Below are 16,772 nucleotides of genomic sequence, written 5' to 3'. Positions count from 1 at the left end.
ATCCCAAATTCCCAACTACTGACACATTTTTGTCATCAGGAATTTCATTAAACGAAAGCACGCTCAGGCCGGGTGCACAAACACGGGCGTAGCGCGATAGTAATGGGCGCAACTGTGGCATCACCATCAGCAGAGGGGTGTGTCCAGCCATTCGCATGTTGTCAATCACTTGTGGCAGGCTGTATTGCAGCTTTTCGATAACCCCCGGTTCTAATGCAAAGCCATCGAGCTGAACGTGGCCGGCTTGCTGGGCCTGACTCAGGGCACCGAGTAGAATATTTTCCAGTTCGGCAGCTAAGGTGATAACAGGGATATCGCTACGGTTACCGACCAGTTGGTACAGCAGTGGGCGGCGCAGGGCGCAACGCACGTCGGCGCACAGCAAGATCGGGTCTTTGGTTAGCTCGGCTGACTCTAGCAGGGAGTTTGTGATGGTCACAATATCACGCAGTGACACGTTTTCTGCAGCCAGCTGGCGGAATACCCGTAATAACTGCTGTGGATTGAGACGTTGTTGCAGATCATCGGCCATTTTTGCATCACAGGCTTGTAGGCGCTCGATGATTTGACGTACCTCGGATGGCCCCATCACTTCATCAATGTAGTCATTGATTATTTTGCTTACGTGGGTTGATAAGATAGTGGCGTGATCGACTACGGTATAGCCATAGTTGACGGCTCGGTCTTTATTATCTGGATTGATCCAGACCGCCTCCATCTGGTAGGCCGGATCAGTGGTCAATATGCCATCTATATTGCCGTACACTTCGCCAGGGTTGATGGCCAGTAGGTGGTTGTCTTCCAGCTCAGCGTTGACCAATACCGCCTCTCGTAAGCTAATGCGGTACTCATCTGGAGCTAAGGTTAGGTCATCGTGAACTCGGATTTGCGGGATCAAAAAACCGCGTTGTTCGGATAAGGTTTTACGGATACCGGTTAGGCGAGTCAGCAGTTCGGCACCTTGGCGCTGATCTATCAGGTGTACCAAACGGTAACCAACGGCGATGCTGAGGGCGTATACGGCCGGAATATCGTCATTATTGATCTCTTGTACTGCGCCAAATTCTGGTGGTTGCACCAGTGCTTCGGCACGGCGCAGTTCATTTTTGGACTCAGTGTTGTTGTTTTCATGGTGATGGCGCATCTTCCAGCCAGCCAATGCGATGACTCCCGCAAAGGCAAAAAATGCGAGGTGCGGCATCCCAGGGACTAATCCCAAGATCAACATGATGGCTGCGACGACAAACAGCACAACTGGCGAGGCCAGCATTTGGCGGCTGATCTGCTGCGAGAAGGTATCTTGATCGGTAACTCGAGTAACGAGGATGGCGGCTGCGGTGGAGAGCAGTAATGATGGGATCTGCGCCACTAAACCATCACCAATGGTCAGTAAGGCATAGGTCTGGAAAGCACTACCAAACGGCATTCCATACTGGAATACCCCAATACTGACCCCACCGATAATGTTGATAAACAAAATCAACATACCGGCTACCGCATCACCACGCACAAACTTGGAAGTACCGTCCATTGCACCATAGAAGTCGGCTTCGTTCGCCACATCTTCCCGGCGTTGACGTGCTTGTTCATGATCGATTAAACCGGCGTTCAGATCGGCGTCAATCGCCATCTGTTTACCTGGCATGGCATCGAGGGTAAAGCGTGCACCAACCTCTGAAATTCGTTCACCACCTTTAGTAACCACCACAAAGTTGATGATCATTAAGATAACGAATACCACGATCCCGACTACGTAGTTACCGCCGATAACGACTTCACCGAACGCTTGGATGACTTTACCAGCAGCGTCGCCACCTTCGTGACCGTTGAGCAAAACTACTCGGGTGGAGGCGACGTTGAGGCCAAGACGCAGCAAGGTGGCGATCAGCAGTACGGTTGGAAACGCCGAAAAATCCAACGGACGACGGCTGTATACACTAACCAGTAGAACCAGCAATGCCAGTACAATGTTGAAGGTGAAGAACATATCCAGCAGCAGTGGCGGGATAGGTAACATCACCATGGCGAGCAGTACTAGCAGCATCAGTGGAATACCGATCTGCCCTTGGCTGAGGTAACGGGTGAAGTTGGATAGTTTAGTTCGCATCATGTCTCCGCTTAATGGCGCAGTTCTGGCGGGATGGTTAAATCAGGCAACGGTGGTGGCGGTGAGCCACGTCCGCGCCGGTACTCTTCCAGATGGAAGACATAGGTCAAAATATGGGCTACGGCGGTATACAGCCCGGCTGGGATCTCCTGCCACTCTTTGGTGGAGTAGTACACCGCTCGGGTCAGTGGTGGAACGTTGACTATCGGGCAGTTATGCTGTCGAGCCAATTGCTGCATTTGTAGTGCCATGGTATCAACCGCTTTGGCCAGTACAAACGGTGCTTCAGCTTTATTCTGGTCGTATTTCAGCGCTACCGCATAATGGGTTGGGTTGGTGATAATAACGTCTGCCTGTGGGATCACTTTGTGCATCCGACGCATTGCCATCTGGCGTTGTAGGTTGCGAATGCGTGATTTAATTTGTGGGTTTCCATCACTATTTTTGTGCTCTTCTTTGACTTCCTGTTTGCTCATTTTTAGTTTTTTGATGTATTGCCATTGGGTATAGGGCAAGTCAATCAGGGCGATAAACAGCAGTGCCAGCCCGTATAACAATACGGTTGACCAGATAAGATCGAGCGTCAGGCTAATGGCTGTACCGATATCACGGTGTTGCAGGCTCAGCAGCATCTGGATTTTTTCGCCAACAACACTCCACAGGGTTAGGGAGATGAGTGTTGTTTTCAGTACACTTTTTAGCAGTTCAGCGATTGATTGTGAGGAGAACATCCGCCCTATACCGCTGATGGGGTTGAGCTTGGAAAACTTGGGTTGCAGGGACTCTATGCTGATGTTCCAGCCACCACGTAGTAGGTTACTTACTAAAGCGATTAGCATTAGTAGACCCAGTGGTGCAAGCAGTGTCCAGCCCATAGCCGACAGGCTTTCACCCACGTGTTTGAATGCCAGTTGAGGATCAAATACCTCTTGCTTACTTAAGGTCAGGTTGTAGCGCATACTGCCTGTTAGTAGATCACCTAAGGTACGGCTAAATGCTGATAGCGTGATAGTGCCCCCCAGTACCAGAAGGGCGGTGACCAGTTCGCGAGATCGCGGCAGATTACCCTCTTTACGGGCTTTATCCAGCCTCTGGCCAGTGGGTTTTTCGCTCTTATCTCCACTCATTGTGTTCCGACCTGTGATGGGGTGTAGAGAGTGGCCAGTAGGTTCAATATTTCTCGGCTAAATAAGGTGAAGTTTTCTGGTACGCTCGAAAGGGTCAGGCCGACACTCAGTACGCCGCACATTAAGGTCATCGGAAAACCGAGTGAGTAGATGTTGAGTTGTGGTGCGGCACGGGTCATGATGCCGAAGGTTAGGTTAACCAGCAGCATGGCGGCGATAGCAGGCAGGGCCAGCAACAATGATGCTCCAATCATCCAGCCAAACATATGGATTATCTGCTGTAGAGCGGTATCTGAGAGCATGCTGCCAACGGGAATAGCGTGAAAGCTATGTACCAGAATATCCAGCACTACCAAATGGCCGTTTAAGGCTAAAAACAGCAATGAGACATACATCTGGTACATCACCCCCAGTATTGCTGAGCTGACACCGTTAACCGGATCGTTCATCACGGCCATGCCAAGCCCCATCTGCATAGAGACGAGTTGCCCCAAGGTGGTGAACACGGCAAACAAAATATCAATGACCAACCCGAGTAGAGCCCCGATTATCAGCTGTTGAAAGGCATAGAAAATCGCCAGCGGTGAGAATGGGTCAACTGATGGCATGGGTGGCATCAGGGGGGCGGCCACTACGCTGATCAATAAGGCAAACCCGATCCGGACCTGAGTAGGGATTTGTGGGTTGCCAAACAACGGCATCACCAAAAAAGCGGCGGTAAGGCGGAAAAATGGCCACCACAGTATGCCCATCCAGGCGGTAATATCGGCTGCGCTTAAGGTCAACATCAGGTCAACATCCAGTGAGGTTCATCAGCCGATTAGGGTCGGAATATCGTGGAAAATTTGGGTAAAAAGATTGTGCAGGGTACTTAGCATCCACGAACCGGAAAACCCGATCATTGCCAGCATCACTAAGAAGCGGGGCAAGAATGAGAGCGTCTGTTCGTTGATTTGGGTTGCCGCCTGAAAGATGCTGACCAGCAAACCGACCACCAGACTGGGTAGCACCAAGATGCATACCATAGTTGCGATTACGGTTAGGGCTTGGCCAAAAATAACGGAGATGGCGGTGGTATCCATAAATATCCTGTTCGATCAGCCGAAACTGGCACTGAGAGTGCCGACAGTCATCGCCCAGCCGTCGACCAGCACGAAAATCATGAGTTTGAAAGGCAGTGAGATAATCAGTGGTGACAGCATCATCATCCCCATCGCCATCAGTACGCTCGACACCACCATATCAATGATCATAAATGGGATGAAAATCATAAAACCAATTTGAAATGAGGTTTTCAACTCACTAAGCACAAAAGCAGGCATTAGGATCAGAAAATCGACTTTTTCCGGTGGTGTAGCTTGTGGCTCACCTGCAATGTCGAGCAATTGCTGGAGGTCACTTTCCCGAGTCTGTGCCAGCATAAATTTACGCAGCGGTTTTTCGGCTTGAGCAAATGCCTGCTTTAAGGTCAACGTATCGTTCTGATAGGGTTCGAAGGCGTGGGTATAAATATCATTGAACACTGGACGCATGATGAACAAGGTCAGGGTGAGGGCTATCCCGATCAAGATCCGATTGGGCGGGCTTTGTTGCAGGCCGAGTGCTTGGCGCAAGATAGCCAATACAATAATGATGCGGGTAAAGCTGGTGGTCATCAGTAGCATGGTTGGCAGGAACGACAATGCTGTCATCAGCAGCAAGATTTGCAGCTTGATGCTGTACTCTTGTGCGCCATCAGCCTGTGATGTGACCGTCAGTAGGCCAATATCACCATTTGCCGCCAACGCTGGATGTGCCAGCAGGCACAGCAGCACCAGTAACCCAAGCTTGCGCATTAGTGTGACAACCCTTTGAGCATGTCGTTACTGTCTACTACGTTAGTCAAGCGCAGACCATATTTGTTATTCACGATCACCACTTCGGCATGGCCAAGCAAAGTGCCATTGACTTTGACATCCATCGGTTCGCCGTTAAGCTTATCCAGCTCGATGACAGTACCTCGACCGATGCTCATCAGATCGCCAATCATCAGTTCAGTACTGCCTACTTCCAGTGTCAGCTTTACCGGGATGTTGCGGATAAATTTCATGTCCGCTGGGAAGCTGGCTTCCTCCGGTGCAGTAGCCGGTGTGTCTGTGGCCAAATCGCCCATATCAAGATCATTCAGATCCAGATTTAAATCATTTAGGGTTTCGGACATCGGGGATTCCTTGCGGTTACAAAAAACGAAACATCATCAATAATATTCCCAGCCTTAGCTGGGCAGTGAAATGGTTTAGGCCGGCGTGTCTAACACGTCATCAACTTGCAGTACCAAATTACCGTTACGCTCAGCAATGCGTGCTTTGTACAGCGGGCTATTGCCGGCTCGCACAGTGAGTTGGGATGGCATATCTACTGAGATCACATCACCGACCAGTAAATCCATCACCTGACCCAAGGTTAGCGATTTTTCACACAGCGTAGTTTGTAGGCGTAGTGGTACTTGTTGTAGCCGCTCCTCTACCTTAGCTTGTAAGGTTGGATCCAGCTCTACGTTAGCCTCTTCGGTTGCTGGAGTACGCAAAAACTCCAAACCGTTAAACGGCAGGGCTATCTCTAACCAGCCTTGATGTTCGCCAATTTGAATGGAGAAACGACAAATCTGAAAGAGTGGTTGATTGGCCAGACTGTTATTCAGATGTAATGATTGCTGCTGTGTCATTTGGCTACACCAACTGGTCTGGCTGCACCAACACTCATCAAACAGCTCCAATAACTGCCGGAAAATTCGCTCAACGAGGCGCTGCTCGGTATCACTCATTTCATTGCGTCGGCGAACGCTGGTACCTTTACCACCAAAAAACAGATCAGCCATGCAAAATAGCAGGTTACTGTCCATTGCAATCAGGCCGCACATATCGTGTGGCTCGACCAGAAACTCATGCTGGCTGTTGGGCTTCGGGATAGAAGCTAAGTATTCACTCAACTTCAAGGTGTCTTGCTGTTCGAAGTGAAAATTCACCGTTTTTCGCAGCAGACCGAAGAAAAATTGTTTAGCTGAGCGTTCAAAACGCTGGCAAATGGTATCGAGGGTCGCCTGTAGCGCACCAATCCGGTGTTCTGGGTTTGCCAGATCAAAGGGTTTGATATGCGTCTGTTCGCTGGGGGAGATAATTTTTCGTTTGGTTGTTTTCATTCCTGCTCACTCGGCAACATCTTACCGGGTCTTCTCGACCGCAAAACTCGGAGTTTGTAATCCGTAATGTCGACTTTAATGCAAATTCTCTGCCAGTTTTTGAGCAAGATGATGTGAACCTTGATGTGCATTGGACTGGACTTGTAGTGGTGAATGTCTGTAATAGGCGTGTCATATTTTTGACTAAACTCACAAATGTGACAAGTCTTTATATCTTGTAATGAGTATTGATTGACAAGCGCCAAATATCGGTCGGGGCAACTACGCTGGGTTGATTGAATTGATGGCACGTTACTTGCTTTTTCAACAGCACGTAAAACTGTCGGAGAGTCAGCGTCATGTATCACACAGCCCCAGGAATACAGAACACCTTGGCCCAGATGGAGGCGGTAAAATCACAAATCGGCGTTGGCAGCAGTACTGAAATAGTTGCAGCCAACCCGTTGACCACCTCTGGTGCTCAGGTGCCGAGCTTCCAGGCGGCGATGACCCAAGCGGTAAACCGAGTGGATAATTTAGGCAATACAGCCAAAGACATGGTGACCGCAGTCGATACCGGTGTTAGCCAAGATCTGGTGGGTGCAATGATCGCTAGCCAGAAAGCCAGTTTGTCGTTTACTGCTTTGGTGCAGGTACGACAGAAACTAATGACTGCCTATGACGATGTCATGAAAATGCCGGTATAAGTGAGATCCTGACGTGACCGAATTATTACAGAAAAAATGGGCTCAACTGCCTGCATCGTCAGTGATGCTGTCTAAGGTAAAAGGCCGTCGTCTGAGTGCTTTGCTCGGGGTTATCGCGCTGATAGTGACCGGCATTGTCGTGCTGGCTCTGTGGCTGGGTAACAGCGAATATCGCCCGTTGTATGGCCGTAATGAAACCTTTGATCAAAGCCAGGTCATGTCAGTACTGGACAAGCAGGGGTTTAGTTTTTATGTCGATGGTAATAATGGCCAGTTAATGGTGGTGCGTGATCAGCTGGGTAAGGCGCGTATGGCGCTGGCTGCTGCGGGTGTGAAAGTGCAGCTACCAACCGGTTTGGAGATCCTCGAAAAAGACAATAGCTTGGGTACTAGCCAGTTTATCGAAGATGCGCGTTATCGGCATGGTTTAGAGGGCGAGTTAGCCCGCACTATTATGTCGTTGGATAGTATTACCAATGCACGAGTGCACTTGGCTATTCCTAAACGTACTTTGTTTATTCGGGGTAATCCGGAGTTGCCTTCGGCCTCGATTGCGGTGTCTTTGCAACCGGGTACGACCCTGAATCCAGGACAGGTGCGGGCGATAGTTAACTTAGTGTCCGGTAGCGTGACAGATTTGAAGCCGGAAAATATCACTGTAGTTGATCAGGCTGGTCATTTACTGAGTGTTAATGATGCCGATGCGCAGGCCGGTGAAACCAATACTCAATATCTGGAGTATGTAAACCGCTTGGAGCGCAGCTACATTGACCGTGCTACCCGTATGCTCGATCCTATGTTAGGAATGGGAAACTTTGAGGTACAGGTTGCGGCCAAGGTAAACTTTGATCGTAAAGAGGCTACCGAAGAGGTCTATAACCCGCAAGGGGTGCTGACCCGTGAGTTCAGCCGTGAAGATAGCAGTAATAAAGAGCAAAGCGCAGGTGTACCAGGTGCACTGAGTAACCAACCCGCTGATAAACAAGCAGATAAACCAGCAAACAATAACAATAAAACCAAAAACACTGCGACCACCCCAGAGAGAAACTCATCGAGCAGCAATGATTTTGTTAACCACACGACTGAGTTAAATCGGGATTTTCAGCTGGATAAAACCCAGCGCCATATTCGTTATCAGCAGGGTGAGTTACAGCATTTGAGTGTGTCGGTACTGATCAATGGCAAGCCGGATCGGTATTCCAAGACTGAGCTGGAGCAGATGACGACCATGCTGCAAGATGCTTTGGGTCTGCGCGATGCTGATGGTGATCAAATCAGCTTACACGTAGTCCCGTTTGTGGCCAGTGCTAATCCGCTGAGTGATGATGTTGCACCGTGGTGGAAAGATCCGTTCTGGATAGATGTGTTGCGCTATGTTCTGGCTGCTGTGGTGATATTGGCTGTGCTGTTTGGGGTGGTTCGCCCGATACTGCGTCAACTGGCCAAACCGTTGCCAATTAGTGATTCGGCGCTACCAACTCGGTTGGATGATGAGAATATCACCGACGGTGAGCTACAGTCGGAAGATGATAAACAGAATACCGACGGTAGCACAGCATTAGTGCCACGTCCGAGTCTAACATTGAACGAAAGTCTGTTGGAGCTGCCATCACCGGAAACCGGTCTGGAAGTACAGCTAGAACGTATTCAGCTCTTGGTTAATCAAGAGCCAGAGCGGGTCGCGCAGGTGGTTAAACAGTGGATAAAGGTTGAGCAACATGACGGAAACTGAGGGAATGCAGCCGCAAGACGGATTGCAACAGGCGGCAATTTTGCTGCTGAGCATGGGAGAAGAGCCCGCAGCTAACATCCTAAAACAGCTCAGTCGTGAGGAAGTCAGCCGTCTGACCGTTGCTATGGCCAGTTTGCCTGGCGTGAAAAAAGATCAAGCACAGTCCGTATTTTTGCGTTTTTTCACCGATTTTCGCGCTGAATCTGGGATCACCGGCGCTTCGCGCGGTTATCTGGAACGCACTTTGGATAAGGCGCTCGGTCGCTCTCTGGCGCGTCCGCTGATTAACAGTATTTATGGTGATACCCTGCGCAGCAGTTTGCAGCGGCTTCAGTGGTTGGAGCCTTCCAAGTTGGTGGAGCTGATTGTCGGTGAGCATCCACAGTTGCAGGCCGTATTTTTGGCTTACCTAGAGCCAGATATGGCGAGTCAATTACTCAGCCGTTTACCGCCAGAAACTCATGATGATCTCCTGTACCGTCTAGCCAATCTGGATGAGATCCATCCCGATATGATTGATGAAGTGCATGCCCTGTTGGAGAAATTCCTGCAACAAGTGGGACACCGAACCAGTTCACAGGTCGATGGTACTAAAAAGGCGGTGGATATTCTCAACCGTATGGGGAATCGGACACCTGAGATCATGCTGTCGCTGCGTGACATGGATCCAAGCTTGATGGTGAAACTGGAAGAGAGTATGTACCAGTTCGACATTTTGGATCGTCAAAGCGAGGCAACCTTGAGCCGGATGATCGAAGAAGTGCCACAAGAGCGCTTGGCTCTGGCGATGAAAGGTGCATCGGATACCTTACAGAATAAGGTGTTTGCGTGTCTGCCGAAGCGTGCGGCCCAGTACTTGCGTGAAGATATGGAAACCAAGGGAGCGGTACGCATGAGTGCAGTAGAAGAAGCCCGTACAGAGATCATGCAGACCTTGCGTCAACTGGCCAACGACGGCGAAGTTGAGTTGTCGCTGTTTGCGGAAAATGTGGTCGAGTAAGTGGAGTACAGCCATGTGTGATAAACCCGGATCCATTTTTCGTCCGCAACCCGGTCAGCTTCGACCATACCGTTTTCCGCCGTTGGTGGAAGAACGGTCACGTGGTGATGAGTTTGATTTTGATGATTTTTCTGATGATAGCCATGGCCGCTATGACACTGGCGCAGCCCAGTATCAGGAAGAGTTTAATAATGGCTTTCAAGATGGCATGCAAAAAGGCTATGACGAAGGCCTTCTCCAAGGTCAGCAAGAAGGGCTAGAGGGTGGTCGTCAGCAAGGCTATCAGGCCGGTTACCAAGATGGTCAACAGCAAGGGTTGCAAGAGGGTCGTCAGCAATTAACTAATTCGGTTATGGCGACGGACGCTTTGCTGCAACAGATTCAGCAGGTATTCCATCAGCAAGTGCGTGAGCAAAATGAGATGATCTGCGATCTGGTACAAAAAGTGGCCCGGCAGGTGATCCGCTGTGAGCTAACCCTGCACCCGCAACAACTGGTCGCATTGATTGAAGAGACGTTGACTCAGGTACCGGAACAAGAGAGCCAAATTACCGTTTACCTCAACCCGCAAGACTGTGATCGTCTACAACAGTTGTTGCCAGATGTGGTCAATAAGTGGCAGCTAGAGCCAGATAGCGCGCTGGAAAGTGGCAGTTGCCGAGTGGTAACTCGCGATTCAGAAGCGGTTGTCGACAGCGAAGAGCGCCTACAAGCTTGTATGGATGCGGTACACGATACCCTGCTGGCTGATTCGACAGTCGAACACGCCGGATGAGTAACTGGCAGCAAACTTTAGCCAGCCGTTTGGCGCAGGCGGGTCGTCAACTGCCTGAACTGCCGGTGGCGCGTACTTACGGGCGGCTGATTCGTATGACCGGCTTGACACTTGAGGCGGTCGGTTGTCGTTTGAGTAGCGGTCAGTGTTGCATGATTGAAACTGACAGCGGTGCATTGGTAGAAGCCGAAGTGGTTGGATTTGACCGTGAGTCTTCTTTTCTGATGCCAATTCGCCATACGTCGGGCTTACGTCCTGGTTGCCGGGTGCTTCCGCTGCAAGGTGACAGTAAGATTGCGGTTGGCTATGGTTTGTTGGGGCGAATTTTAAATGGAGTTGGTGAGCCACTCGATACTCTCGGCCCGCTACAGACCGATCAGCGAATTTATTTGCAGGGCGAAAGTATCAATCCGTTAGTCCGTCAGCCAATCAGCGAGCAGTTGGATGTCGGTGTGAGAGCAATCAACGGCATGCTGAGTGTCGGCAAGGGGCAGCGCCTCGGATTGTTCGCTGGTAGTGGGGTGGGGAAAAGTGTGCTGCTAGGCATGATGACCCGTAATACCACTGCCGAAATTACAGTCGTCGGGTTGATCGGTGAACGAGGCCGTGAGGTACGCGAATTTATCGAACACTCTTTAGGCAGTGAAGGGTTAAAAAATGCTGTTGTGATCGCCTCACCGGCTGATGACCCACCACTGCTGCGTCTGCGTGCCTCGGTATTATGTCATCGGATTGCTGAGTTTTTCCGTGATCGTGGCCATGATGTGTTGCTGCTGATGGATTCCTTGACCCGTTATGCTCAGGCACAGCGTGAAATTGCGTTAGCCGTCGGTGAACCGCCAGCCACTAAAGGCTATCCCCCATCGGTGTTCAGTTTGTTGCCACAATTGGTAGAGCGTGCCGGTAATGGCGCACACGGTAAGGGCTCAATTACTGCTTTTTACACGGTACTGTCTGAGGGGGATGACCAGCAAGATCCCATTGCTGATGCTGCCCGCGCTATTTTGGATGGTCACATCGTACTCAATCGGACATTAGCTGAAAGTGGTCATTATCCCGCCATCGATATTGAGCAGTCGATCAGTCGGGCTATGCCACAAATCGTGTCTGCCGAGCATTTGCGCCAAGCGCAGATGGTCAAACAGCGTTATTCCCGCTACCGACAGGTACAAGATCTGCTGGCGCTTGGTGGTTACCAGCCGGGGAAAGACCCACAGTTGGATACGGCAATTGCTAGCTATCCGGCAATCTGTGCTTATTTGCAACAAGGCATGCAGGAAAAAGTCACCCTTAGCGATAGTACGGAACAATTATTGCAACTGCGCTAACCGATAGTTAGCCGATCCGTGAGCATCAGTCAGCCGTTAATGGCTAATATGGATGACTACGGCACGGGAATACCGCCAGCGTATGGTAGGCCAATCGGTCTTGGGTTGGGTTTTTCAGGAGTGGTCTTGCGTTATGTCTCATCAGCACGGCGTGTTACACGCTTGGTATCAGCAACAGCAGCAGCAGTTTGAACAGTTGCAGTCTGAGCAAGGTCATTGGCAGCGTCAGCAGCAGGCACATGCTGAGCGTTTGGTGTTGTTGCAGCAGGTTTCGACCCAATATGCTCTCAGTCATGGCAATGACTCCAGTGCGCTGTTAGTCAAAGGCATTGGCCGTTTTCGTAATCAGCTCTCTTTGATCACCCAATTACAACAGCAGGAGTTGGCGCTGGCCGAAGCAGAGCTGCGTACTGCTCATGAGCGGGTGTTGCATCAGCATCTGAATCTAAAAAAAGGCGATACTCTGCTACAAAAACTGCAACAACAGCAACAACAGCGCGAAGCTAAACATGAACAGCGGGTCTTGGATGAGTTGTCTGGCCAGCGTTTCTTACGCCGTCAGCAGGGCTGTCGGTAACCGTGTATTAAAACAACATCAGGCTGATTCAGCGTGGGGCGTAAGTCAGCCCAGCACTTGGTTGCAGCAACTGGGTCACCAGCTGTTTTTGCTGAGCCAGCAGTTTACCGTTGTCGCTATTTTGCTGCTGACAGTGACAGATCAATTGGTGCAATTGTTGCCATTGTTGCTGGGCAGAAGCGCTTAGCGTTTCTGGTAGCGCTCGAAACAGTGCTTGCATTCCCTGATCATCGGCGGGAAGACCAATAGCCTGTAAATGTTGGCAACGCTCGGTAGCACGCTGTTGTAGGGTGTGCAGTAGCGGTTGCAATTGATGGTTGCTGTCACTTAAGCCACGGCTGTCTCGCTGTTGCATTAGCATATGCTGTTTTTGCAACAACGGCAGTATATGCTGGTAATCACGCACATCTTGTACCAATGTTTGCAGTAAGATTTTGACCCGTGACTTATGATCCATAATGTCGTTTAGCCTTTGTAGTGCTGATAGAGGCTGTCGGCCAGATGATCGGTGTTAATACTCAGCCCACCGTTGGTCAGCAAGGCACGCATTTTAGCGACTTTATCCAGATCTACTTCGGCTGTGCGCGGTGTTTGCTGAGCCTGATCAAGCATTTTCAGATCACGGCTCAATGCCACTGACTCGACCGGTTTACTGCGGGTGGCCAAGTTTTTTTGGGCAGCGCTGCTGGCCGGTGTCAGTACGGTGCTGACAGCTACGTCACGCTGTACTTTACCAATCATGGTTGCTCCTTTTACATTAGGCTGTATAGGCATTGTGGTGCTATGTATACCTTTTCATCGTCAGTACAGTCAGTGTAGGCCGATAGTACCGTTAGAGTCTTACGGTTGTGCCACATTCTGACTTCCTAATTATATACGGCGACCACTAGGCTGCCTAACTTAAATCCGACAATACCTTTTCTCGTCAGTTTTTTAGCTGTGACCCATTTTAGCGTTTGGTTGTGGCGAAAAACAATTTTAGTGGTTAAAAATCAGTCATCACTTGCCCTGTAGCACTGACTCTGGCGCGGATCTCTTTACCACTGAGAGTATTTTGAACACGAATTTTTTTGCCCTTACTGCCACCTTCTAATGCAACGCCTTTCATTGAGGCTCTCACCCCGTCTTTGTTTGCCAGAATCACGACCTCATCACCACGTTTAATCAGCTCAGGTTCAGCCAGCATATTGTGGTTAATTAGACGACCAGCCGGTAGGTTGCGGCGCAGCGTCTGGCCAATTAATGCTTTTCGATGGGTGAAATAAGCCTGACGCAAGAAGGCGATATTGGTGGCTTTGACACTCAGATCGTCAATATTCAGCACGTGCCCTCTTTCCAAATTGCGGCTGGCAAAAATCAGCGGCAAGAAGATAGAAACATCGGCTTTCACATTCAAATGCCAGGTTTTTGGAATTGTGCAGCGTACCTCGTAACTGACCCGTCCGGCCGGCGGAGATTCGGTTAGACGCTTGATTTGCAGCGGAGTGGCACAAACTGGGAAATCCGGCAGGTTGTGCAGCTTAACGTCAAACTGCTGACTCTTTTGTGCTTTTGCGAAAGAACTCACGTCTTGCTTGATAAATTGCGTCACTTGTTCGACAGGCGTCACAGCGACTGCCCACAACGGCGTACTGATAAGCAGAAGGATAGGCAAAAGAGCGTGGTATCGGGTGAGAACGGGCATGGTACCTCCTTTGGTGCACCGTTTCCGGTGTGTTTCTGGAACATTGACGGTACGTGTTCTGTGCACAGCAACGAGGGAACGGCTCTTAGTTTTGCGCATTGTAATCCAGATGGTTAAAAAATTGGCGTGTTAATTGCTAAGTGACAGAGCTTATTCACGTTGTTGCATGGAATAAAAAAATGTCACTGAGTTTTGATAAGGCGCTGGGGGTGTTCCCGCATACGCTCGATTTTCGTACTGAGCGGGCCAAGGTACTGGCTGGCAACCTCGCCAACGTCGATACCCCAAATTATAAGGCGCGTGATCTCAGCTTTAACGATGTGATGCGCCAGATTAAACATTCCACCACTGCGGGGCCGCAGACGAATTTGATGTCCTCTGATCCGAATTATGTGGCCATGTACCGCAACCCGTATCAGCCGTCCAAAGACGGTAACACGGTCGATCAAGGTGTTGAACAAGCCCAGTTTGCGCGTAACGCAATGGATTTTCAGACCAGCCTGACTTTTATGAACATGACCTTTAGCGGCTTAAAACAAGCAATTACCGGACAGTAATGAGGTGACCGATGTCATTCGGAGATATTTATGACATTGCCGGGTCGGCGATGACTGCGCAAACCGTAAGACTCAACACCGTCGCCAGTAACATGGCGAACGTAGATGTAACCGCCGGTAATGCGGCAGATGGTTACCGTGCTCGGCGGCCAGTATTTTCTACCGTTATGGGGAATACCTCCCACGGCGGTTTAGCAACAGCCAAGGTGAATATCCGTGGTATCGAAGAGAGCCAGGCCCCGTTGACCCGTCGCTATGAACCGAAAAATCCACAAGCGGATAAAGAGGGCTATGTGTTCGTCTCTAACGTCAACATCGTCGAAGAGATGGCGGACATGATGGCGGCATCGCGCAGCTTTGAAACCAATGTGGATGTGTTGTCTCGCGTGCGTAGCATGCAGCAAGGGATCTTGCGCTTGGGTAACCCTGCGTAACTTTTCGGATTATCTGATTTAAGGAATCACCATGAGCCTTGCCCGAGTGCAGTCGGCGAACCAGCCATCGGCCGATGATGCTTTGCCATCCGGTGCCGTGAGTAAAAACGGCGTTAATCCTACCAAGAATGACTTCATGACCATGATGGTGGCCCAGATCCGCAACCAGAACCCGCTTAACCCAATGGACGGTACTCAGTACTTGACCCAACTCGGGATGATGTCGGCGGTCGAGAGTCTGGAAGGCGTGAAGATGGGCATGATGAATCTCAACATTGGCATGAGCAATGTTGAGATGCTGCAGAGCACCAACCTGATTGGTAAGAGTGTGTTGATGGAAGTCAACAATGCACTGGAAGTTAAAGAAGGCCAAAAACTCGACGGTCGGGTTCGTCTGGATAAAGCGGCGGATAATGTCAAGGTGGCGGTGTACGACGAAGAGGGCAAGCTGGTCGACACGCTGAAATTAGGGCCACAGCCGGCTGGTCTGGTGAAGTTCGATATCGATGGTGACAAGCTAGGTGCCGGTAAATACAAATTCGAAGTCTTGGCTGAAAGTGGCAGTGATGCTTGGAGCCAAAACATGTTACTCGCAGCCAAAGTACAGGCTGTGCACATCAGTACTGATGGCATGACTCCGAACCAACTCGAACTGGCAGGTCTTGGCAAGATGTCTATCTATGACATGCGTGAGATTGCCGAATCAGATTCTGCGCCGGTGATGGCTAAGTCATCACGGATGCCATTCCCCTTGTCTCTCATTTGATCACCTAAGATTATTCAGGAATTTGTATGTCTTTTAATATCGGCCTGAGCGGCTTGAAATCGACCAGTGCGCAGATGGATACCATCAGCCATAACATTGCCAACGGCTCGACTGCCGGTTTTAAATCATCCCGCACTGAGTTTCAGGATGTGTATTCTGCCACTTTCGGCGGCGGTCAAGCTAACGGGGTGGCTGTATCTGGCGTTCGCCAGAGTTTTGCCACTGGCAGCATGACCACCACTGGCCGTAATGCTGATCTGGCGATCAATGGCGACGGTTTTTTTATGGTAGAGAATAACGGCCAGAAGTTTTATACCCGTGCCGGCATCTTTGATACCACTCAGGACAAAAACAACCCGAGCCTGCTGAACCTGGTAAGTAAAGGTGATGGCTCGTTGCTGTTGGGCAAAGGGGGTAAGCCGATTACGATTGACCAAGCCGATCAAGCGCCCAAAGCAACTACCAAAGGCTCTCTGGGATTGAATTTGGATGCGGGTGCGCCAGTGATTGATGCTACCAAGCCATTTGATATCGATGATCCGACAACCTACAACTCAACCAGTAATGTGAAGGCGTATGACTCTCTGGGCAATGAGCATCAGGTAACGCAGTACTACCGCAAAACCGGTGACGGTCAATGGGAAATGCACGTGGCGATGGATAATAAGCTGTTGCCAGGCGGCCCGACCCCAGTGGAATTTGATGACAGCGGTAAGCTGACTAAGACTAGCCCATCGAACTTGTCATTGACTTTACCTAACGGCCAGCCATTGGCATTAGATATGAGTGCAATGACCCAATACGGCGGTGGTTTTAGTCTT

The 16,772-nt window shown here is 50.2% G+C and carries 20 protein-coding genes; 10 read left to right on the top strand and 10 right to left on the bottom strand.

The annotated features are described in order from the left end of the window. The 7 genes from flhA to ACRC27_RS00965 all read right to left on the bottom strand — a co-directional run. The coding region (gene flhA / locus ACRC27_RS00995) for a flagellar biosynthesis protein FlhA (RefSeq protein ID WP_438638918.1) at nt 1-2,107 on the bottom strand (2,107 nt) is incomplete at its 3' end. An 11-nt stretch (nt 2,108-2,118) separates the two neighbouring features. Then, nucleotides 2,119-3,234 (bottom strand): flagellar biosynthesis protein FlhB, encoded by a 1,116-nt coding sequence (gene flhB, locus ACRC27_RS00990; RefSeq protein WP_438638916.1) that lies wholly within the window; start codon nt 3,232-3,234, stop codon nt 2,119-2,121. Next, complete coding sequence (fliR, locus tag ACRC27_RS00985) at nt 3,231-4,022, bottom strand: flagellar biosynthetic protein FliR (protein ID WP_438638914.1); 792 nt, start codon at nt 4,020-4,022, stop codon at nt 3,231-3,233. The genes flhB and fliR overlap by 4 nt, the downstream gene beginning before the upstream one ends. Nucleotides 4,023-4,046: 24 nt before the next feature. After that, complete coding sequence (locus ACRC27_RS00980; protein ID WP_438638912.1) at nt 4,047-4,316, bottom strand: flagellar biosynthetic protein FliQ; 270 nt, start codon at nt 4,314-4,316, stop codon at nt 4,047-4,049. A gap of 15 nt (nt 4,317-4,331) precedes the next feature. Next, a complete protein-coding gene (gene fliP, locus ACRC27_RS00975; protein ID WP_438638910.1) occupies nt 4,332-5,069 on the bottom strand; it encodes a flagellar type III secretion system pore protein FliP in 738 nt (245 codons plus the stop codon). Next, nucleotides 5,069-5,434, bottom strand: coding sequence for a flagellar motor switch protein FliN (gene fliN / locus ACRC27_RS00970; RefSeq protein WP_438638908.1), 366 nt, complete (start codon nt 5,432-5,434; stop codon nt 5,069-5,071). Before fliN ends, fliP begins: the two co-directional genes overlap by 1 nt. A gap of 75 nt (nt 5,435-5,509) precedes the next feature. Beyond that, nucleotides 5,510-6,412, bottom strand: a complete 903-nt coding sequence (locus tag ACRC27_RS00965; protein WP_438638906.1) for a flagellar motor switch protein FliM — start codon at nt 6,410-6,412, stop codon at nt 5,510-5,512. Between the two features lie 338 nt (nt 6,413-6,750). Between ACRC27_RS00965 and ACRC27_RS00960 the strand changes: the two genes are divergently transcribed. From ACRC27_RS00960 to ACRC27_RS00935, 6 genes are read left to right on the top strand one after another with little or no spacing between them, the layout of a single operon-like run. Then, complete coding sequence (locus tag ACRC27_RS00960) at nt 6,751-7,098, top strand: flagellar hook-basal body complex protein FliE (protein WP_438631437.1); 348 nt, start codon at nt 6,751-6,753, stop codon at nt 7,096-7,098. 13 nt (nt 7,099-7,111) lie between these two features. After that, nucleotides 7,112-8,830 carry a flagellar basal-body MS-ring/collar protein FliF gene (fliF, locus tag ACRC27_RS00955; RefSeq protein ID WP_438638904.1) on the top strand — a complete coding sequence of 573 codons (1,719 nt, stop codon included), beginning with the start codon at nt 7,112-7,114 and terminating at the stop codon, nt 8,828-8,830. Further along, nucleotides 8,817-9,830 (top strand): flagellar motor switch protein FliG, encoded by a 1,014-nt coding sequence (fliG, locus tag ACRC27_RS00950; protein ID WP_438638902.1) that lies wholly within the window; start codon nt 8,817-8,819, stop codon nt 9,828-9,830. Before fliF ends, fliG begins: the two co-directional genes overlap by 14 nt. A gap of 13 nt (nt 9,831-9,843) precedes the next feature. Next, the gene (fliH, locus tag ACRC27_RS00945; protein ID WP_438638900.1) at nt 9,844-10,605 is read left to right on the top strand and encodes a flagellar assembly protein FliH; all 762 of its coding nucleotides are present in this window, start codon (nt 9,844-9,846) and stop codon (nt 10,603-10,605) included. Continuing rightward, nucleotides 10,602-11,933: a flagellar protein export ATPase FliI gene (fliI, locus tag ACRC27_RS00940; protein WP_438638898.1), complete on the top strand. Its 1,332-nt coding sequence runs from the start codon at nt 10,602-10,604 to the stop codon at nt 11,931-11,933. The genes fliH and fliI overlap by 4 nt, the downstream gene beginning before the upstream one ends. A 52-nt stretch (nt 11,934-11,985) precedes the next feature. Beyond that, nucleotides 11,986-12,510, top strand: coding sequence for a flagellar export protein FliJ (locus tag ACRC27_RS00935; protein WP_438638896.1), 525 nt, complete (start codon nt 11,986-11,988; stop codon nt 12,508-12,510). A gap of 28 nt (nt 12,511-12,538) precedes the next feature. On the opposite strand, the gene ACRC27_RS00930 is transcribed toward ACRC27_RS00935, so the two are convergent. The 3 genes from ACRC27_RS00930 to flgA all read right to left on the bottom strand — a co-directional run bounded on the left by ACRC27_RS00930 (nt 12,539) and on the right by flgA (nt 14,194). Beyond that, the gene (locus ACRC27_RS00930) at nt 12,539-12,967 is read right to left on the bottom strand and encodes a flagellar protein FlgN (RefSeq protein WP_438638894.1); all 429 of its coding nucleotides are present in this window, start codon (nt 12,965-12,967) and stop codon (nt 12,539-12,541) included. A gap of 8 nt (nt 12,968-12,975) precedes the next feature. Further along, nucleotides 12,976-13,251 carry a flagellar biosynthesis anti-sigma factor FlgM gene (gene flgM, locus ACRC27_RS00925; RefSeq protein ID WP_438638892.1) on the bottom strand — a complete coding sequence of 92 codons (276 nt, stop codon included), beginning with the start codon at nt 13,249-13,251 and terminating at the stop codon, nt 12,976-12,978. A 244-nt stretch (nt 13,252-13,495) separates the two neighbouring features. Further along, nucleotides 13,496-14,194 carry a flagellar basal body P-ring formation chaperone FlgA gene (gene flgA / locus ACRC27_RS00920; RefSeq protein ID WP_438638890.1) on the bottom strand — a complete coding sequence of 233 codons (699 nt, stop codon included), beginning with the start codon at nt 14,192-14,194 and terminating at the stop codon, nt 13,496-13,498. Between the two features lie 179 nt (nt 14,195-14,373). On the opposite strand from flgA, the gene flgB reads away from it, so the two are divergent. The 4 genes from flgB to ACRC27_RS00900 all read left to right on the top strand — a co-directional run. Beyond that, the gene (gene flgB, locus ACRC27_RS00915) at nt 14,374-14,751 is read left to right on the top strand and encodes a flagellar basal body rod protein FlgB (protein WP_438638888.1); all 378 of its coding nucleotides are present in this window, start codon (nt 14,374-14,376) and stop codon (nt 14,749-14,751) included. 11 nt (nt 14,752-14,762) lie between these two features. Then, complete coding sequence (gene flgC / locus ACRC27_RS00910; RefSeq protein ID WP_438638886.1) at nt 14,763-15,185, top strand: flagellar basal body rod protein FlgC; 423 nt, start codon at nt 14,763-14,765, stop codon at nt 15,183-15,185. 31 nt (nt 15,186-15,216) lie between these two features. Continuing rightward, nucleotides 15,217-15,951, top strand: coding sequence for a flagellar hook assembly protein FlgD (locus ACRC27_RS00905; protein ID WP_438638884.1), 735 nt, complete (start codon nt 15,217-15,219; stop codon nt 15,949-15,951). 26 nt (nt 15,952-15,977) lie between these two features. Next, nucleotides 15,978-16,772: flagellar hook protein FlgE (locus tag ACRC27_RS00900; RefSeq protein ID WP_438638882.1), on the top strand; the 795-nt coding region annotated here is incomplete at its 3' end.

The sequence above is a fragment of the Plesiomonas sp. genome (genome assembly GCF_051650925.1).
Taxonomy (GTDB): domain Bacteria; phylum Pseudomonadota; class Gammaproteobacteria; order Enterobacterales; family CAMTGL01; genus Plesiomonas.
Note: the sequence above shows the minus strand (reverse complement) of the source record. Positions and strands in the feature narration are given on the sequence as shown.

What these genes read in the sequence shown, in the direction of transcription:
- flhB (WP_438638916.1), bottom strand. Translation starts at nt 3,234, where the DNA reads ATGAGTGGAGATAAGAGCGAAAAACCCACTGGCCAGAGGCTGGATAAA.
- fliR (WP_438638914.1), bottom strand. Translation starts at nt 4,022, where the DNA reads ATGTTGACCTTAAGCGCAGCCGATATTACCGCCTGGATGGGCATACTG.
- ACRC27_RS00980 (WP_438638912.1), bottom strand. Translation starts at nt 4,316, where the DNA reads ATGGATACCACCGCCATCTCCGTTATTTTTGGCCAAGCCCTAACCGTA.
- fliP (WP_438638910.1), bottom strand. Translation starts at nt 5,069, where the DNA reads ATGCGCAAGCTTGGGTTACTGGTGCTGCTGTGCCTGCTGGCACATCCA.
- fliN (WP_438638908.1), bottom strand. Translation starts at nt 5,434, where the DNA reads ATGTCCGAAACCCTAAATGATTTAAATCTGGATCTGAATGATCTTGAT.
- ACRC27_RS00965 (WP_438638906.1), bottom strand. Translation starts at nt 6,412, where the DNA reads ATGAAAACAACCAAACGAAAAATTATCTCCCCCAGCGAACAGACGCAT.
- ACRC27_RS00960 (WP_438631437.1), top strand. Translation starts at nt 6,751, where the DNA reads ATGTATCACACAGCCCCAGGAATACAGAACACCTTGGCCCAGATGGAG.
- fliG (WP_438638902.1), top strand. Translation starts at nt 8,817, where the DNA reads ATGACGGAAACTGAGGGAATGCAGCCGCAAGACGGATTGCAACAGGCG.
- fliH (WP_438638900.1), top strand. Translation starts at nt 9,844, where the DNA reads ATGTGTGATAAACCCGGATCCATTTTTCGTCCGCAACCCGGTCAGCTT.
- fliI (WP_438638898.1), top strand. Translation starts at nt 10,602, where the DNA reads ATGAGTAACTGGCAGCAAACTTTAGCCAGCCGTTTGGCGCAGGCGGGT.
- ACRC27_RS00935 (WP_438638896.1), top strand. Translation starts at nt 11,986, where the DNA reads ATGACTACGGCACGGGAATACCGCCAGCGTATGGTAGGCCAATCGGTC.
- ACRC27_RS00930 (WP_438638894.1), bottom strand. Translation starts at nt 12,967, where the DNA reads ATGGATCATAAGTCACGGGTCAAAATCTTACTGCAAACATTGGTACAA.
- flgM (WP_438638892.1), bottom strand. Translation starts at nt 13,251, where the DNA reads ATGATTGGTAAAGTACAGCGTGACGTAGCTGTCAGCACCGTACTGACA.
- flgA (WP_438638890.1), bottom strand. Translation starts at nt 14,194, where the DNA reads ATGCCCGTTCTCACCCGATACCACGCTCTTTTGCCTATCCTTCTGCTT.
- flgB (WP_438638888.1), top strand. Translation starts at nt 14,374, where the DNA reads ATGTCACTGAGTTTTGATAAGGCGCTGGGGGTGTTCCCGCATACGCTC.
- flgC (WP_438638886.1), top strand. Translation starts at nt 14,763, where the DNA reads ATGTCATTCGGAGATATTTATGACATTGCCGGGTCGGCGATGACTGCG.
- ACRC27_RS00905 (WP_438638884.1), top strand. Translation starts at nt 15,217, where the DNA reads ATGAGCCTTGCCCGAGTGCAGTCGGCGAACCAGCCATCGGCCGATGAT.